The following is a 15,982-nucleotide window of genomic DNA, read 5'->3' as shown; positions in this document are numbered from 1 at the left end:
TAATTTGCGATGAAAGTCTACACCAAAACAGGCGACCGGGGCGTCACCAGCCTCTTCAGCGGCCAGCGCGTTCCGAAAGACCACGCCCGTGTCGAGGTCTACGGGACCCTCGATGAAGCGAGCGCCGCCCTGGGTTTAGCCAAATCGCTCACCAAAAACGAGCAGGTCCTGTCGATCATCCACCGCCTCCAGGCGGAACTTTTTGATGTCAACGCCGACCTGGCGACCGAACTCGGGGAGGAAGGGACAAACCGCCGGTTGAGCTACCGCCTCACCGACGACCATGCCCGCGCGCTGGAACAGGTGATCGACCGCCTGGAAGCCGCTCGGATCCCCCAAAAGGGGTTTGTCATCCCCGGCGCCTCTTCCGCCGGCGCGGCCATTGACCTGGCGCGGACCATCGTCCGCCGGGCCGAACGGGCGGCGGTGAAACTGTCCAAGTTCGCCGACGTCCACCCGCCCGTCATGGTCTACCTGAATCGCCTCTCCGACCTGCTCTTCGTGCTGGCCCGCTATGTGGACCAGGAAGAGATGGTTGACCAAGTGACCGCCACGGTGAAGCGCATTTTGTCCGAGCAATCGGCGACTGAGCTTTCCTCCGAAGAGCGGTCGTTTTTTGAGCCGCCGGTTCTTGAGCCGGCAAAAGCGGAACCGTTGACCCCTGAGCAACCCGCTGCCAAACAGGCGGCTGCCGACCCCGTAAACTTGACAAAAAAAGCGGCTGCCTCAACGCTGCTCGGTCGCGCGAAAGCGATGATCGAAGCCGCGGAAGCGAAAGCAGCCGAAATCGGTGTACCCATGGTGATCACCGTCGTCGATGACGGGGGAAACCTGGTGGCCCAACACCGGATGGATGGGGCCCTGCTGGCCAGTATCGCCATCTCCCGGGACAAGGCTTACACAGCGGTGGCCTTAAAGATGTCGACAGAAGCGGCGGCGGCCTTGGCCCAGCCCTACCGGGCGCTCTACGGGCTGAACACCGTCGACGGCGGCCGGCTGGTCGTCTTCGGCGGCGGCATCCCCATCGCTGACGACGGCGTCATCATCGGCGCCATCGGGGTGAGCGGCGGTTCTGTCGAACAGGACATCGCCGTCGCGCAAGCCGGATTGGACGCCTGAGTACGCCGTGAAACAGGGAGTGAATGACCAATGAGCATCAACCAAGAGATCGTCGGCAAGATCGTCGCCGAGGTGCTGGCCAACCTGCAAAGTAAGGAAGCCAAAGCCGCGGCGCCCCAGATCCCCGGCGTCTTCGCCACCGTCGATGAATGCGTCAACGCCGCTCGTCGCGCCTACCTGCAACTGCAGACCCTCTCCGTCGCCAAACGGGAAGAACTGATCGCGGCGATGCGCAAAGTCGCCTTGGCCCACGCCGAGGAACTCTCCCGCCTGGCCGTCCAGGAAACCGGCATGGGACGGGTGAGCGACAAGATCCTGAAAAACCAGTTGGTTGCCAACAAAACGCCTGGCACGGAAGACCTGACCACCACCGCCTGGACCGGCGATGACGGCTTGACGTTAGTGGAGATGGGCGCTTACGGCGTCATCGGCGCCATCACGCCGACCACCAACCCCTCGGAGACGATCATCTGCAACGGCATCGGCATGATCGCCGCCGGCAACGCCGTCCTTTTCAGCCCCCACCCAACGGCGAAGAAGACCTCCTACCGGACCTTGGAGATCCTCAACAACGCCATCATCGAGGCGGGCGGCCCCGGCAACCTCCTGACCATGGTGGCCGAACCGTCCATCGAGGCGGCCAACCAGATGATGAAACACCCCGGCATCAGCCTGCTCGTCGCCACCGGTGGACCGGGCGTCGTCCAAGCCGTCCTCTCCTCTGGCAAAAAAGCCATCGGCGCCGGCGCCGGCAACCCGCCGGCCGTTGTCGACGAGACGGCCGACATCCCCAAAGCAGCCCGCGACATCATCGCCGGCTGCTCCTTTGACAACAACCTGCCCTGCATCGCCGAAAAAGAGGTCATCGTCGTCGGCTCGGTCGCCGATGAACTGATCGCTCACATGCGTCGCAACGGGGCCTACCTGATCAAAGGATCGGAGATCGACGCCCTGCTCAAAGTGGTCATGACGGAGAAGGAAGAGCTGATCGCTCCCGGCTGCACCGTCAAGCCGAAGAAGAGCTACGGCATCAACAAGTCCTGGGTCGGCAAGGACGCCCAGCTCATTCTGAAGGCCATCGGCATCGATGTGCCCGACAGCATCCGCGCCGTCATCTGCGAGGTAGAAGAGGACCATCCCTTCGTCATCGAAGAGTTGATGATGCCCATCCTGCCCATCGTCCAGGTGAAAAACATCGACGCCGCCATCGAACTGGCCGTCAAAGTCGAACATGGCAACCGTCACACGGCCATCATGCACTCGAAAAACGTGGACAACCTGACCCGCCTCGCCCGCGCCATCCAGACGACCATCTTCGTCAAAAACGGCCCCTCTTACGCTGGGATTGGCGTCGGCGGCGAAGGCCACACCACCTTCACCATCGCCGGTCCGACCGGGGAAGGCCTCACCTCCGCCCGGACCTTCACCCGCCAGCGCCGCTGCGTCCTTGTAGAAGGCTTCAAGATCGTGTAGTTTGGCGTGATTGTCGAGCAAAGCGAAGTCGCATTGCTAGAACGAATGATTAGCAGGCGATATCGCATTGCCAGTCAAGATCGCGTGATTAGGATTGATTGGGGCGGGGCAAACCGCCCCCTAAAAAAAGCGGGTGATTGAAACCGATGATCGAAAAAATCGTCAACGCCGTGAGGGCCGCTGGTGTGGTGGGGGCCGGTGGGGCTGGTTTTCCCACGCATGTGAAAATAAACGCGAAAGCGGATTTTATCATCGCCAACGGCGCTGAATGTGAACCGCTGCTGCGCGCCCACCAGCAGATTATGGCTGTCGAGAGCGACAAGGTCGTCCTCGGGATGATCGCCGTCATGCTGGCCACCGGGGCGACCAAGAGTTACATCGCCCTCAAAAAGAAGTACACCGCCGCCGCCGAGGCGTTGGAAAAATCCATCGCCACCCATGCGCCGGGGCGGATCGAACTCTTTTTCATGCCCGACTTTTACCCGGCCGGCGACGAGCAGGTCATGGTCTATGAGGTGACCGGGCGGATCGTGCCGGAAGGCGGCATCCCCTTGCAGGTGGGCGTCGTCGCCGTCAACGTGGAGACGCTGCTCAACGTCACCCGGGCCATGGACGGCATTCCCGTCACCGAAAAGTACGTCACCGTCTCCGGCGCCGTACACAAGCCGGTGACATTGAAAGTCCCTGTCGGCGTCTCCGTAAGCCGCCTCGTGGAAGCCGCCGGCGGCGCGAAGATCGACGACTACGCCGTGATCGACGGCGGCCCCATGATGGGACGCCTGATCGAAAAGGACGCCCCGGTCACCAAGACGACCGGCGGCATCCTCGTCCTGCCGAAGGACCACCCGCTGGTCGTCAGCCGCCAGTTGCCCTGGCAAGCGGCCCTCAACCGGGCCAAATCGGTCTGCTGCGCCTGCCGCGCCTGCACCGACAGTTGCCCTCGTCACCTGCTCGGTCACGGTCTGGAGCCGCACCGGATCATGCAGGCCGTCGGCAACGGTCTTACCGGCAGCGCCTCGACCGTGCTGACGAGCGCCTTCCTCTGTTCCGAATGCGGGGCTTGCGACAGCTTCGGCTGCACCATGGGCCTGTCGCCGCGCCGCGTCAACGCGGAACTGAAGCGGCAGATGAGCGCCGCCGGCATCAAAAACCCCCATCACAACAAGCCGCTCCGGGCGGGCTCGCACCGCAGCAACCGGCGCATTCCCATCAAACGGCTCGTCTCCCGGTTGGGCCTGTACGAGTATGACGTCCCCGCGCCGCTGGTCGATGAGCTCCTGGCGGCGGACGAAGTGCGCTTGGTTTTGCGGCAGCACATCGGCGCGCCGGCTGTCATCGCGGTGAGCGTCGGTGACAAGGTCACGGTGGGGCAATTGGTGGCCGCCATCCCGGAAGGCGCGGCGGTCAGCGCCAACATCCACGCCAGCATTGACGGCGTCGTCATTTCGACGGAAATCGGCGTTACGATCCGGGCGGAAGCCTGAGAGGGGAGGGGAAGCAATGAAAAACGCCATCGGCATGTTGGAGATTGAAAATGTGACCCAGGGCATCCTCGTCGCCGACACCATGCTCAAGTCCGGCAACGTGGAACTGCTCCTGGCCCAGCCCCTCTGCCCGGGCAAGTACGTCATCCTCGTCAGCGGCGACGTCGGGGCCGTCCAGAGCGCCGTCCGCAGCGGCCAGGCGATTGGAAAGGACCATGTGGTCAACGACTTCGTCCTGCCCAACGTCCATCCGACCGTCTTCCCGGCGTTGACCGGCTGCACCGAAGTCAAGCAAATCCGGGCGCTCGGCGTGATTGAGACTTACTCGGTCGCCTCGGCCGTCGTCGCCGCCGACCAGGCTGTCAAAGCCGCCGCCGTCGAACTGATCGAGATTCGCCTGGCCCGCGGCCTCGGCGGCAAAGCCATCGTATCGCTCACCGGCGACGTAGGCGCTGTCACCGCCGCCATCAAGGCCGGCAGCCACGTCATCGCCGACAGCGGATTCCTGGTCGATCAGATCGTTATCCCGGCGCCGCATAAGGGGTTGCAGACGAGCATTTTCTAAGACGAATATCTTCCAAGACGAGCATTTTCTTAGCAGAACAGTATCGGCTTACGATACGGGCCGGCTACTTCTATCGCGATAAGGTTTCGAAGTAGCCGGTCGAGTTTACCTCGTTTCTATCCTATTTCTACTCTGTTTCCGCTAAGCTGTTTTACGCTAAGTCGTCCTAAGTAAGCGTAAAAGAGTAAGAAAACCTGAGCGTACAGAAAAGAGCAATTATTTGAATACACAAATAATTGCAATAGTCAAAAAAATGAACAATTCAGAAGAGAGGATGTTTCCCAATGAATTATTTGTTTGGCGAATTTTTCGGCACCGTCGTGCTGCTCATCTTCGGCGCTGGCGTCGTGGCGAACGTGTTGTTGAAAGGTTCCAAGGCGGAGGGATCCGGTTGGTTGGTCATCACCGCAGGCTGGGCTTTTGCCGTCATCATGGGCATCGCTTCTTCCGTCGCCACCGGCGGACAGGGAGACCTGAACCCGGCTGTAACGCTCGCCAAAACGCTGATCGGCGTCTACACCTTCTCGGAAGCCGTCGCCATCATGGGCGTGCAAGTCGCTGGCGCTATCGTCGGTTCCGCTGTCGTCTGGCTGGCCTTCCTGCCCCACTGGGAACTGACCGAAGACAAGGGCGCGAAGCTGGGCATCTTCTGCACCGCTCCCGCCGTTCGCGACACCCCATCCAACCTGCTATGTGAAATCATCGCCACTATCATGCTCATCGTCCCCGTCTTCGCCCTGACCTCCAAAGCCGTCGCCGTCCCCGCCGGCATGGTCCCCTACATGGTCGGCATCCTGATCTGGGGCATTGGCCTGAGCCTCGGCGGCCCCACTGGCTACGCCATCAACCCTGCTCGTGACCTAGGACCCCGCATCGCCCACGCCATTCTGCCCATCGCTGGCAAGGGTGGATCTGACTGGGGTTATGCTTGGATACCCGTCGCTGGACCGTTCATCGGTGGTGTTTGTGCTTACTACATCGCGCTGGCTGCTGGGATTCTCAAGTAGGAAGTTAAGTAAGAAAACAACATTACTTGACGAAGAGCCAAACGTTTTCTCTTTATGCAATCTGGCGCCGTTCTTGTTTACGGTGCCAGATTTGCGTTGTTTTAAAAGGCAGGTGTTTAAAGGGGTAACAGGGAAAATATTGAGTGGGGTTGAGAATAATATTGACAATGCTTAGCTTTGTGCTTGAAATAATTTTACCCATCTACGGTTCTTTGGTTCGGGAGCAAGAGGCCGCAGGTTCCTGTCACCCCGACCATTGATTTTATTGGTTTTTTCGGGTGTGTGGATGTTGGTTGTGTCGGGCGGTGACGCCTGGCGTGACGGCTACGTGGGGTTTTAAAGATGAGTTATGTTGGAGTCCAGGATTAATTCCGGGGCTTTTTTATTTTGTGTTGGGGGATAGCGGGGGGAACAACGAACCGTAGGCCCGACGTTTAGGCAGTGGAGAAACGGCAACACACGTTTAGTTTTTTTGAAACCACTTGAAGGAAAATAAAGGAACGCCGTAGAATAACATTTATCTAATAGCTCCTTAGATTTATTGAGGATTTCGGAAAGCAGAGGGATAGATTCTATTCTATCCGTCATTTGCTCAAACAAAAATTGGTATTTATTTATTATCGAGGGGAGAACTAGATGTGAGAAGAGTTATATCTATTTTTAACAACAAGGGCGGAGTTGGGAAAACTACTATAGTCTGGAATTTAGGAGTCTCGTTAGCCCATCTGGGAAAAAAAGTATTATTTATTGACTTTGACCCGCAATGCAATCTTTCAATTGCTACTATTGGAACTAGTGGATTTGCAACTTGCCTTAACACTTCCGGCAGCAACCCTTACGGTATGACAGTAAGATCATTTGCCCAACCGTACATTCTTCAGAATAAAATCTCTACAGTTCAAACGCAAAGAGTCTTGAATGTCTCAAGAAAAATAACTCTCGATATAGTACCTGGGGATTTTTGGTTGAATAATTTTGCTGACGTACTTAATGTTGGTACTGACGTTATTGGGGGCTCAGGGCTATACCGTTTTTTACTTATTAATAGAAGAGGTGGAAAAATCAAAAGGTTTCGCATATGACTTTGTTTTACTTGATTTACCTCCGTCATTTAATACTTTAGTTAGATCTGCGTTGTATTGCTCCGATTATTTTATTGTTCCTTGTACTCCGGATTTGTTCTCAGCGTATTGTATAGGCTTAATCGGTGAAGTACTGCCGCAATTTATTACGGATTGGCAACAGGGAACTAGTAGATATTTGGAATCAAATCCATACGATACTTTAATACCTACCAAAGGGCAGCCCAAGTTTGGGGGATGGATATTTAACGGATTTGATACTAGGAAAAAGCCGGGTACTAGTGTTGCCCAGGCGACTGGAGCGGACAAAGCACAATACAAACATATTGAAAGTGCCGTAAAAAATCGGCTGCTAATAAATTTGAATAATATAAAGAATTACAATTGCATACCTAGTTGTATCGGTGAAATTCCTGTTGCAAAGATTGAAGACCTTAATGTTATGGCACCCGATAGTATTGTGCAAAATACACCGATTAAATACTTACATAATACAAGACCTACCAGAGATATAGGCAGGGGAGCTTGGGCTCAAAATCAGATAGACTTAATGTACTTAATGGATAGGGAATTTGATAAACTAGCAAATTTCATAGTTCATAATTTTTGAATTACATAATACTAAAGGTATTTAAAACTCCAGCAACAAGTAGAACCTCGTTACATTGACCCAAAAACAGAGACGATGAATGGCCGGTGGGGGAAATCCGACTGTTCATCCAAACAGTCCGTCACACTGACGGGCTGATTTTCTTTCCCCCCAACACCGACAAACCTATAATTGCTAGTAAAATACAGTTACATCGACCCAAACACATAGACGCTGAAAGGACAGAGCTAACAATGAACGAGCATTTGCAGCGAGTGATCACAGAAATGGTTGCCAGCCTGATACGGCAGAAGAACGACCTGAAAGATTTTCCGGATGAGGTTATGGCCGCCGAGTATTCGATAGGAACAGAATTGGACATAGCGGAGGCAACGGAATTTTGATTGGCAGGATATTTAAGAAGATGCAATGGATGAAGCTAAGGGATAAGGCTTAACAGATTACATAGTTAGGGAGAGCCGCCAGGGCGGTTTTTCTTCTCGCGGAGGTAGTAGAAGCGGGCTTTTGGCCCGACGTGTAATAAGCCTTAACCACCAGTACCTGTAGATAAGGTTAATTATTAACGGTTAGAAGGAAAAATACCTTTTCTGTCGAAAAAATTGGAGCAATATAATTGAATTGTGGAGGAAAAAACAAAATTGAAAATATTATCTATTATTGTTATTATAATGCTTGTTTCTGTAGCGGCGTATTGTTGGTACGTAATTTTCAATGTAGACGATTTGCAAGGTCAATTGGTTATATATTTAACAGGGACTACTTTTTCGTTATTAAGCATAAAAATTATTTTTGAGCCATTTAAGGAAAATAAGTATATAGGTAAAATAGCATTTGTAGTTAATAAACTTTTGGAACTAGTTTATCAAATTATTGCTATAATTCAAATATTTCTTGGCATTGTTGTAACATTCTTCTTGCTGGCAGGAATTCAATTTGTGTTATGGACTGCTGTGTTACAAATTTTTGATATTGACAAAAAGTACTACTCCGCAATCGTTTACATTGTTTTTTTAATTGTTATGGTAGTATTCTCATATTGGGGAGTATATATTATAGATTTTTTCAATAGAAGAATTTTAAGTTCTACGCGAGATAGTCACAAAATCATTACTAGTATGTCGTTGATACTTTTTAATAGACTTAACTTTAGAAAACTTTCGTATGAGTTATCGATTATACTTTATTTTTTGTCGTCAATAGAAAAAATTACAGGTACTCTCCGTACTCTCCTAATAAACGATATATTACTCGCTAATTACAATAAGGTGGCGTTAGAAATATTACTTTCTTTTATTGCAATTGATCAGTATGTTGTAAATTTTCATCCTAAGCTTATTTTGAAAAATAAGGAAGGTTTGGATGAGATAATTAATACCCACTATAATATTAAATCCTAGAATGCTAGCCTCTTTAAAAGTCGAAGCTGCAGGTATTGAAGTTCCCGACAAGGTCTGCGATATTGTTGACGAAGACCTGACAATACTCAGGGGTATTGATCAGGGGACAACGAAAGAGTTAGAGAGACTTCGCCACAAACCGGTGAGAATTGCTTTTCCTTCTCACATAGCAGATGAGTTTTTACGGGATAACCAGAGTTTTTTGTCGGGCAGGGAGGCGCTAGGAGGATGGAAGTCGTCCGCCTAGTGTAGATGAATTGATATAAGGGACATCATTTTCGCCCTCTGACAACCGAAAAGATAATGCGACGTCGCCGAAGATGGCGAGGTCGCATTAGAAATCGTCGAAAGCAAATCCATGATCAGTTTTGTACTTTTTTCAAAACCGCTCTTTATCCCCCGTAAGCATTCATCAAAATCTGCTGCAACTCCGTCATCAACGGCATCCTCGGGTTCGCCGTCGTCGTCTGGTCATCAAAAGCCCGCTCCGCCAGTTCCGGCACCAGGCTCATGAACCGGTTCCGCTCGATACCGAGTTCAGCCAGGGTGAGGGGCATACGCAGTTTCTGCATGAGATGGCGGACGGCCTCGATGAGCGACTGTACGCCCTCCTCGACGGTGCGGGCCGGCAGGCCGACCATGCGGGCGATCTCGGCGTAGCGGCGGTCGGCCACATAGGATTCGTAGTTGGGGAAGGACGTGAACTTCGTCGGCCGGCTGGCGTTGAAGGCGATCGTGTGGGGGAGCAAGATGGCGTTGGCCCGGCCGTGGGGGATGTGGAAGACGCCGCCCAACTGGTGGGCCATGGCGTGGTTGATGCCGAGAAAGGCGTTGGTGAAGGCCATGCCGGCGATGCAGGAGGCGTTGTGCATCTTCTCCCGGGCCTGTTTGTCGTGGCCGTTGTGGAAGGCCCGCGGCAGGTACTCGAAGACCATCTGGATCGCCTTGATCGCCAGCGCGTCCGTGTAGTCGGAGGCGAGGACCGACACATAGGCCTCGATGGCGTGGGTCAGCACATCCATGCCCGTGTCGGCCGTCACCCCCGGCGGGACGGTCATGACGAATTCAGGATCGATGATGGCCACGTCGGGCGTCAGTTCGTAATCGGCCAGGGGATATTTGATGTTCCGTTCTTTGTCGCTGATCACGGCGAAGGATGTGACCTCCGAGCCGGTGCCCGAGGTGGTCGGGATGGCGACGAGCCGCGCCTTGGCGCCCAGTTTGGGGTACTTGTAGACGCGCTTGCGGATGTCCATGAAACGCAAGCGGAGGAGGGAAAAGTCGGTCTCCGGGTGTTCGTAAAAGAGCCACATCCCCTTGGCGGCGTCCATGACCGAGCCGCCGCCGAGGGCGATGATCACGTCCGGTTTGAAGTCGTTCATCATGCGGCAGCCGCGCATGACCGTCTCGACGGACGGATCGGGCTCCACCTCGGCGAAGATCTCGCTGTGGACGTAGATGTGGCGCTGGCGCAGGTAGTGGAGCACCCGGTCCACATACCCCTGCTGCACCATGACCGGGTCGGTGACGACGAAGGCGCGGTGGATGTCGGGCATCTTCTCCAGGTAGGCCACCGCGCCGAATTGGAAGTAGATCCGCTCGGGGATTTTGAACCACTGCATCTTTTCTCGCCGCCTCGCCACCCGTTTTTTGTTGATCAGGTTGACCACCGATACGTTGGCCGAGGTGGAGTTGCCGCCGAAGGTGCCGCAGCCCAGGGTGAGCGAGGGCATGTTGGCGTTGTAGATCTCGCCGATGGCGCCCTGGCTAGCGGGGGAGTTGACGATCAGCCGACCCGCCTTAATCCGGCGGGAAAAGGCGTCGATCACCGCCGGGTCTTCCGAATGGATGACGGCCGAGTGGCCCATGCCGCCGAAACGGACCATCTCTTCGGCCCGGTCGATGCCTTCCTCGGCGCCGTCGACGATGTAATAGGCGAGGACGGGGCTAAGTTTTTCCCGGGAGAGGGGATACTGGGGGCCGACGCCCTCTAAGCGGGCCAGCAGGATCTTCGTGTCGGGCGGCACAGAGAATCCGGCCATCTCGGCGATGCGGGCCGCTGGCTGGCCGACGATGTCGGCGTTGACGGCGCATTTTTCCTCATTGACAACGATGCCCTCCAGGCGGGCTTTTTCGTCTTCGCTGAGGAAGTAGCACTTGTGTTCGCTCATGTAGCTTTCAAAGTCGCCGGCGATGGCCCGGTCGACGATGACGGCCTGCTCGGAGGCGCAGATCATGCCGTTGTCAAAGGTCTTCGACATGATCAGGTCGGTGACGGCCCGGTGCAGGTTGGCCGTCTTTTCAATGAAACAGGGCACGTTGCCCGGCCCGACGCCGAGGGCCGGCTTGCCGCAACTGTAGGCGGCGAGGACCATGTTGGCGCCGCCGGTGGCCAGGATCAGGCTGACGCCGGGGTGGCGCATCAGCAGGTTGGTGGCGTCAATGGAGGGCCGCTCGACCCACTGAATGCAGTGCTCTGGCGCGCCGGCCCGGACGGCGGCCTCATAGACCACCTGGGCGGCGGCGGCGCTGGAGCGCTGGGCGCCGGGGTGGAAGGCGAAGATGATGGGGTTGCGCGTCTTCATGGCGATGAGCGCTTTGAACATCGTCGTCGAGGTGGGGTTGGTGACTGGCGTCAGCGCGGCGATGACGCCGACCGGCTCGGCCACTTCCTCGTAGTCGTCAAACTCGTTGACGCCGATGACGCCCACCGTCTGGTGGTACTTGATGCTGTGGTAGACCGACTCGGTGGCGAAGGTGTTTTTGATGATCTTGTCTTCATAGACGCCGCGGCGCGTCTCCTCGACGGCTATTTTGGCCAGGGGCATGCGCTGCTCCAGGCCAGCCACGGCCATGGCGTGGATGATGTTGTCCACTTGGTCCTGGTCGAGTTCAAGAAAACGGTCCAAGGCCGCCTGGGCCTGATTCACCAGTCTGTCAATCGCTTGGGTGACATCGGGGGCGGGGGAAGCCCCGTGGGCGGCGCCGTTATCTGCGCCTAGCATGGGGGAGGGATAAACCATGTTCATCTGATCGAACCTCCTTGCGCCGGCTAGTTCTCCATTCCTTAATCTTTCCTGGATAGCAAAAGAAATAGCAATCGTTTTCTTCGATTGCCAGTAAAAACACTCCTGCTGGATGATTAAAATTTTCCATGAAAATAACAAGAAACACCCAGCCGGGTGCGACGGATGCTGTCGGTTCCGGCTGGGTGTCTTTGCTTACCTGTAGTCTTGAGCGTAACGTTGCTAGGCGGAAAGCCTGTTTCCTTGAATGTAACGTTGCCGCCTGGTTTGCTTGCGTGCCCGTTCGCTAGGCTTTGAGCTTTACGATGACAGGGGAGGATAACGTGGACTTGGGCTCATAACATAACGTGGACTTGGGCTCATAATGGGGCCTTAGGATCATAACGTGCCTCGCTGTACCCTGATAGCCTAAGCGATGTGGTCATCATTGTCGTCCACGTCTACCGAAGCCCGCACCTGGGTCAGCGCCACGTTGAAATCATCTCCCGTAATCCGGATGGCGCTGGTGAAGTCGCTAGAGAGCGAGGCCGGCCAGCGGTCCATGTCCGGTCCCAGCGCCCGGGCCACGGCCATCAGGGCCGCCTTGGCGCAGAGGGCGGCAATGTCGGCGCCGGTGAAGCCTTGTGTCTTTTCGGCCAGGCCGTTGATGTCGACCGTCCCTTCCAGGGGCATCTTGGCCGTATGGAGCTTGAAGATCTGCAAGCGATCCTCCAGGGTCGGCACGGTCACCCGGACACGGTAGTCGAAGCGGCCGGGGCGCAGAAGCGCTTTGTCGAGCACATCGAGCCGGTTGGTCGTGGCGATGACGACGACCTGGGCGCGCCGGTCAAAACCGTCCATCAGAGAGAGGAACTGGGCCACCAGGGTCGCCTCGAAAGAGGTCGTCGTGCGGCTGCGGTCAAAGGCGAAGGCGTCGATCTCGTCAAAGAAGATGATGCTGGGGGCTTTCTGCTCCGCCTGGGCGAAGAGCTCGCGCAGGCGTTTTTCGCTCTGCCCGTGGAGGGAGGAGAGAAATTCCGGTCCCTTGACGGCGAAGAAGGTGGCCTCCACTTCGTTGGCGACGGCCTGGGCGAGCAGCGTCTTGCCGCAGCCCGGCGGGCCGTAGAGCAATACGCCCTTCGGCGGCGTGATGTTGAGGGTCCGCACCAGATCAGGGTAGCGCAAAGGCAGTTCGACAGCCTCCCGGAGCAGGCGCAACTCTTCTTTTAAACCGCCTACGTCGGCATAGGTGACCTTGCCCGGTTTGACGGGGCGGAAGAAATCTTCCATGGTGTTGTCGAGCGGATGGGAGACGGCGCCGGACGAGGAGGAGCCAGTCTTAGAAGAGCCGGTCGAAGATCCATTGCCAGTGCCGGTGAAAGGGTCGACCTCTTGGGAGGCTTCTTCAGGCTTCACAGGTCTCGATACTGCGCTGTTCGTGAGCGCTTTCGATTCGTCCACACGGACGCTGGTCATGCAGGTGTCCATGTCAAAGCGGCCGTTGCCGGCCCGCTCCGGCGGCGTCCGGATGATACCCGTCACAGCGGTTCCGGTGTCGTCGAAGCGGTACTCCCAGGCGCCGTCCTTGCGCGGGTTGATGGCGTCGGGAAGGGCTAAGACGCGACGGCTGACCTGCTGCCAATCGAGGGCGGGGCAGGCGACACAGCCCGACGATTGGGCCGACTGCTCCAGCATGGCGAGAACACCCGCCTTGTCCGTATGAAAGACGCCTTCGCCGTCGATAGCGCCGTGGCGATACCAGCGAGGCCCGTCCGGTTCGCACCAGTCCACGTCATCGACGATGAGGAAACGGCAGCCCGGAAAAAAGAGCGCTCCTTCATCGCGGGCGGTGAGCCCCACGCTGCGCCCGTCACAGTAGTAAGCGGCGTCGCGGACCTTCTGGCGCTGTTCCAGGCAGGTGACGATCTTATCCAACTGTTCCGGCGTAATCGCTTTTCCGGAAGCGCTGATGCGTCGGATTTCCCAGCGGCGGGCTTTCTTCCAGAACTCACACAATTGAACGTGGTCTTTGCTGTCGGCAGTGAAGGCGATGCGGTGGCATCCATCGTCCCCTTTGGTGACGGCGGGGAACTGCCGCTTGAGGCCGAAAGAAACCAGGGTTGAGGGGGAGCGAAATTCGATCATTAGGCGATTGGCAGTGTCCATCGGTCATACCTCAAATTCTTTTTGGAATGTTCACAGAATATATACCCAAATATACCAAGCGCCCCGGAGGTATGTCCACTGTGAAAAGAAGAACCACGACCGGTACATGCTCGGTCGTGGTTCTTGTTGTATTTGAACAATTATCTGGTGAAGCAACCTTCCGTTGATCTTCTGATGAGCAGTCCTCAGAAGAGCAGTCCTCAGAGGAACGGCCTTCCGGCGTAGTCGAATCAACCCCCGAGAATCGCCTCCGCCTCTTCGGCGTCATGGTCCATGATGTACTGGATCCCGGTGATCTCGGCCGCTTCGCGGGTGAGGGCGCAGAGGTCGTCGCGGGTGATGTAGTCGAGGGAGAACTTGCGGGCGCCGCACATGAACTGCTTGAGGCCCTGGGCCAGGCGCTCGAAGTAGCTGTAGACGCCGATGGCGCCGACGGGAAGCTCTTCGAAGCGATCGCCTGTCATTTTCTTCACGTCCGACGTGAGCATGAAGACCTTCTCCAGTGTATCGCCATATTTGGCGGCTTCGCCGGCGACCTTGCCTTCTTTGATCTGGTTGCCGATGGTCTTGCCGACCATCGCTGCCGTCAGGGGCGAACGGGCCATGCCGATGGCTTTGATGTATGGAGCGCCAAGGGCGATGCCTTTGAACATCTGGTCTTCTAGGGTGAAGCCGCCGGCGATGGCCACGGGCGGGATGTAGGCGCCTTTGGCGGCCAGTTTGTCGAGGTATTTGACGAGCAGGGCCTGGATGTAGACGGTGGGCAGTCCCCATTCGTTCATCATCCGCCAGGGGCTCATGCCGGTGCCGCCGCCGGCGCCGTCGACAGTGAGCAGGTCGAGCTTGGCGTCAGAAGCGAACTTGACGGCCCGGGCCAGGTCGGCGGCGCGGTAAGCCCCCGTCTTCAGGAAGATGTTTTTCGCCCCTTTAGCGCGCAGCTCGTCGACGCGAGCCATGAAGGATTCGCGGGTGACCATGCCGACGCGGGAGTGGCGCTCAAACTCCTTGAAGGCGCCTGCCTTAAAGGCTGCTTGCACATCTTCTTCGAGGGGGTTCGGCAACACGATGTAGCCGCGGTTTTTCAGTTGCATGGCCCGTTCTAGCGTGTTCAGTTTCACTTCGCCGCCGATGTCTTTCGCACCCTGGCCCCACTTCAACTCTACAGCGGTGACGCCAAGCTTTTCGAGGGCGTATTCCTGAACGCCCAGGCCGGTGTCTTCCACGTTAGCCTGGACAGCGATGCAGCCGTAGCCGTTGTACCAGTTCTGGAAAGCCTTGACGCGGGCTTCCAGGGCGGGGGAATGGACGACCTTGCCGTCTTTGATCTCCACCTTGGGATCCATGCCGCAGACGTTTTCCCCGATGACGATGGCCACGCCGGAGATGGCGGCGCCGGCGGCCAGGTGATCCCAGTTGTTGGCGGCCACGTTGGTGGAGCCCATGCCGGCGATGACGATGGGATTCTTCAGCTTGATTTTATGTTCATTGCCGATTTCCGTCTCAATGTTGACAGCGGGGAAGATGGCCTTGTCTGAGTCGGCTTCAATGCCCTTGGCGCCGACAGCCGTTCCCATGATGTTGAAGTGGGACAGGTCGACGGGATAATCCTTTTCAGAAGCAGAAGTGGTGGTGCCGAAAGGCTGGGGATAGAGCGTCTCTTTGGCGCGATAAGCGGACTTGCCCACTTCGCAGAGACCGGGGCACCCGTCCAGGCAGGTGGCGCAGAGGCCCGAGAAGGGGACGACGCTGTCAGGGGTGCGGGCCTTGGTCATGGTGGCATTGCTTCGATTGAGTTTGCTGAAGGTCATGAAACAAAATCCTCCTCACTGTTCACTGTACCTCTTTATCACTATGTAAGGAAAGGGATGGGATATCCCCAAACCTTCAAAGGGGGAGATTGATTACATCCGTGGAGAGTCCTTTGTCTGATTATTTTGTCCACAAAACATTATAGCAGATTTATCGGTTGAAAACGGCCCAAAGGAATCGAAAGTCTGCATGCATAGACATTATGCCTAACTCGACTCCAACTTTGTAAATCATTGCCTTGATTACAACTCGTTTAAATAGACTT

Annotated in this window: 12 protein-coding genes; 9 read left to right on the top strand and 3 right to left on the bottom strand. The window is 56.0% G+C overall.

The window, feature by feature from the left end; genetic code table 11:
- Positions 1–9 precede the first annotated feature (9 nt).
- The 9 genes from AC0CW1_RS04700 (at position 10) to AC0CW1_RS04660 (ending at position 8,737) form a co-directional block, all read left to right on the top strand.
- Entirely contained in the window at positions 10–1,119 is a 1,110-nt protein-coding gene (locus tag AC0CW1_RS04700; RefSeq protein ID WP_488181893.1) for a cob(I)yrinic acid a,c-diamide adenosyltransferase, read from the top strand.
- A gap of 30 nt (positions 1,120–1,149) precedes the next feature.
- Positions 1,150–2,592 (top strand): aldehyde dehydrogenase family protein, encoded by a 1,443-nt coding sequence (locus AC0CW1_RS04695; protein WP_488181892.1) that lies wholly within the window; start codon positions 1,150–1,152, stop codon positions 2,590–2,592.
- Between the two features lie 146 nt (positions 2,593–2,738).
- The gene (locus AC0CW1_RS04690) at positions 2,739–4,076 is read left to right on the top strand and encodes a 4Fe-4S dicluster domain-containing protein (RefSeq protein ID WP_488181891.1); all 1,338 of its coding nucleotides are present in this window, start codon (positions 2,739–2,741) and stop codon (positions 4,074–4,076) included.
- A 16-nt stretch (positions 4,077–4,092) separates the two neighbouring features.
- On the top strand, positions 4,093–4,641 hold the full coding sequence (locus AC0CW1_RS04685; RefSeq protein ID WP_488181890.1) for a BMC domain-containing protein: 549 nt from the start codon (positions 4,093–4,095) through the stop codon (positions 4,639–4,641).
- 284 nt (positions 4,642–4,925) lie between these two features.
- A complete protein-coding gene (locus tag AC0CW1_RS04680; protein ID WP_488181889.1) occupies positions 4,926–5,648 on the top strand; it encodes an MIP/aquaporin family protein in 723 nt (240 codons plus the stop codon).
- A gap of 638 nt (positions 5,649–6,286) precedes the next feature.
- A complete protein-coding gene (locus tag AC0CW1_RS04675; RefSeq protein WP_488181888.1) occupies positions 6,287–6,730 on the top strand; it encodes a ParA family protein in 444 nt (147 codons plus the stop codon).
- The gene (locus tag AC0CW1_RS04670; protein ID WP_488181887.1) at positions 6,702–7,340 is read left to right on the top strand and encodes a ParA family protein; all 639 of its coding nucleotides are present in this window, start codon (positions 6,702–6,704) and stop codon (positions 7,338–7,340) included. The genes AC0CW1_RS04675 and AC0CW1_RS04670 overlap by 29 nt, the downstream gene beginning before the upstream one ends.
- Before the next feature lie 233 nt (positions 7,341–7,573).
- Positions 7,574–7,723: a hypothetical protein gene (locus tag AC0CW1_RS04665; RefSeq protein ID WP_488181886.1), complete on the top strand. Its 150-nt coding sequence runs from the start codon at positions 7,574–7,576 to the stop codon at positions 7,721–7,723.
- 237 nt (positions 7,724–7,960) lie between these two features.
- Positions 7,961–8,737 carry a hypothetical protein gene (locus AC0CW1_RS04660; protein ID WP_488181885.1) on the top strand — a complete coding sequence of 259 codons (777 nt, stop codon included), beginning with the start codon at positions 7,961–7,963 and terminating at the stop codon, positions 8,735–8,737.
- Positions 8,738–9,129: 392 nt separating this feature from the next.
- Here AC0CW1_RS04660 and adhE read toward each other — a convergent pair whose 3' ends face one another.
- From adhE to AC0CW1_RS04645, 3 genes are all read right to left on the bottom strand, one after another.
- Positions 9,130–11,742: a bifunctional acetaldehyde-CoA/alcohol dehydrogenase gene (adhE, locus tag AC0CW1_RS04655; RefSeq protein WP_488182118.1), complete on the bottom strand. Its 2,613-nt coding sequence runs from the start codon at positions 11,740–11,742 to the stop codon at positions 9,130–9,132.
- 429 nt (positions 11,743–12,171) lie between these two features.
- Complete coding sequence (locus tag AC0CW1_RS04650; RefSeq protein WP_488181884.1) at positions 12,172–13,908, bottom strand: ATP-binding protein; 1,737 nt, start codon at positions 13,906–13,908, stop codon at positions 12,172–12,174.
- Positions 13,909–14,138: 230 nt separating this feature from the next.
- The gene (locus tag AC0CW1_RS04645) at positions 14,139–15,716 is read right to left on the bottom strand and encodes an FMN-binding glutamate synthase family protein (RefSeq protein ID WP_488181883.1); all 1,578 of its coding nucleotides are present in this window, start codon (positions 15,714–15,716) and stop codon (positions 14,139–14,141) included.
- Positions 15,717–15,982: the final 266 nt, after the last annotated feature.

This window comes from Heliomicrobium sulfidophilum (assembly GCF_057715735.1).
Note: the sequence above shows the minus strand (reverse complement) of the source record. Positions and strands in the feature narration are given on the sequence as shown.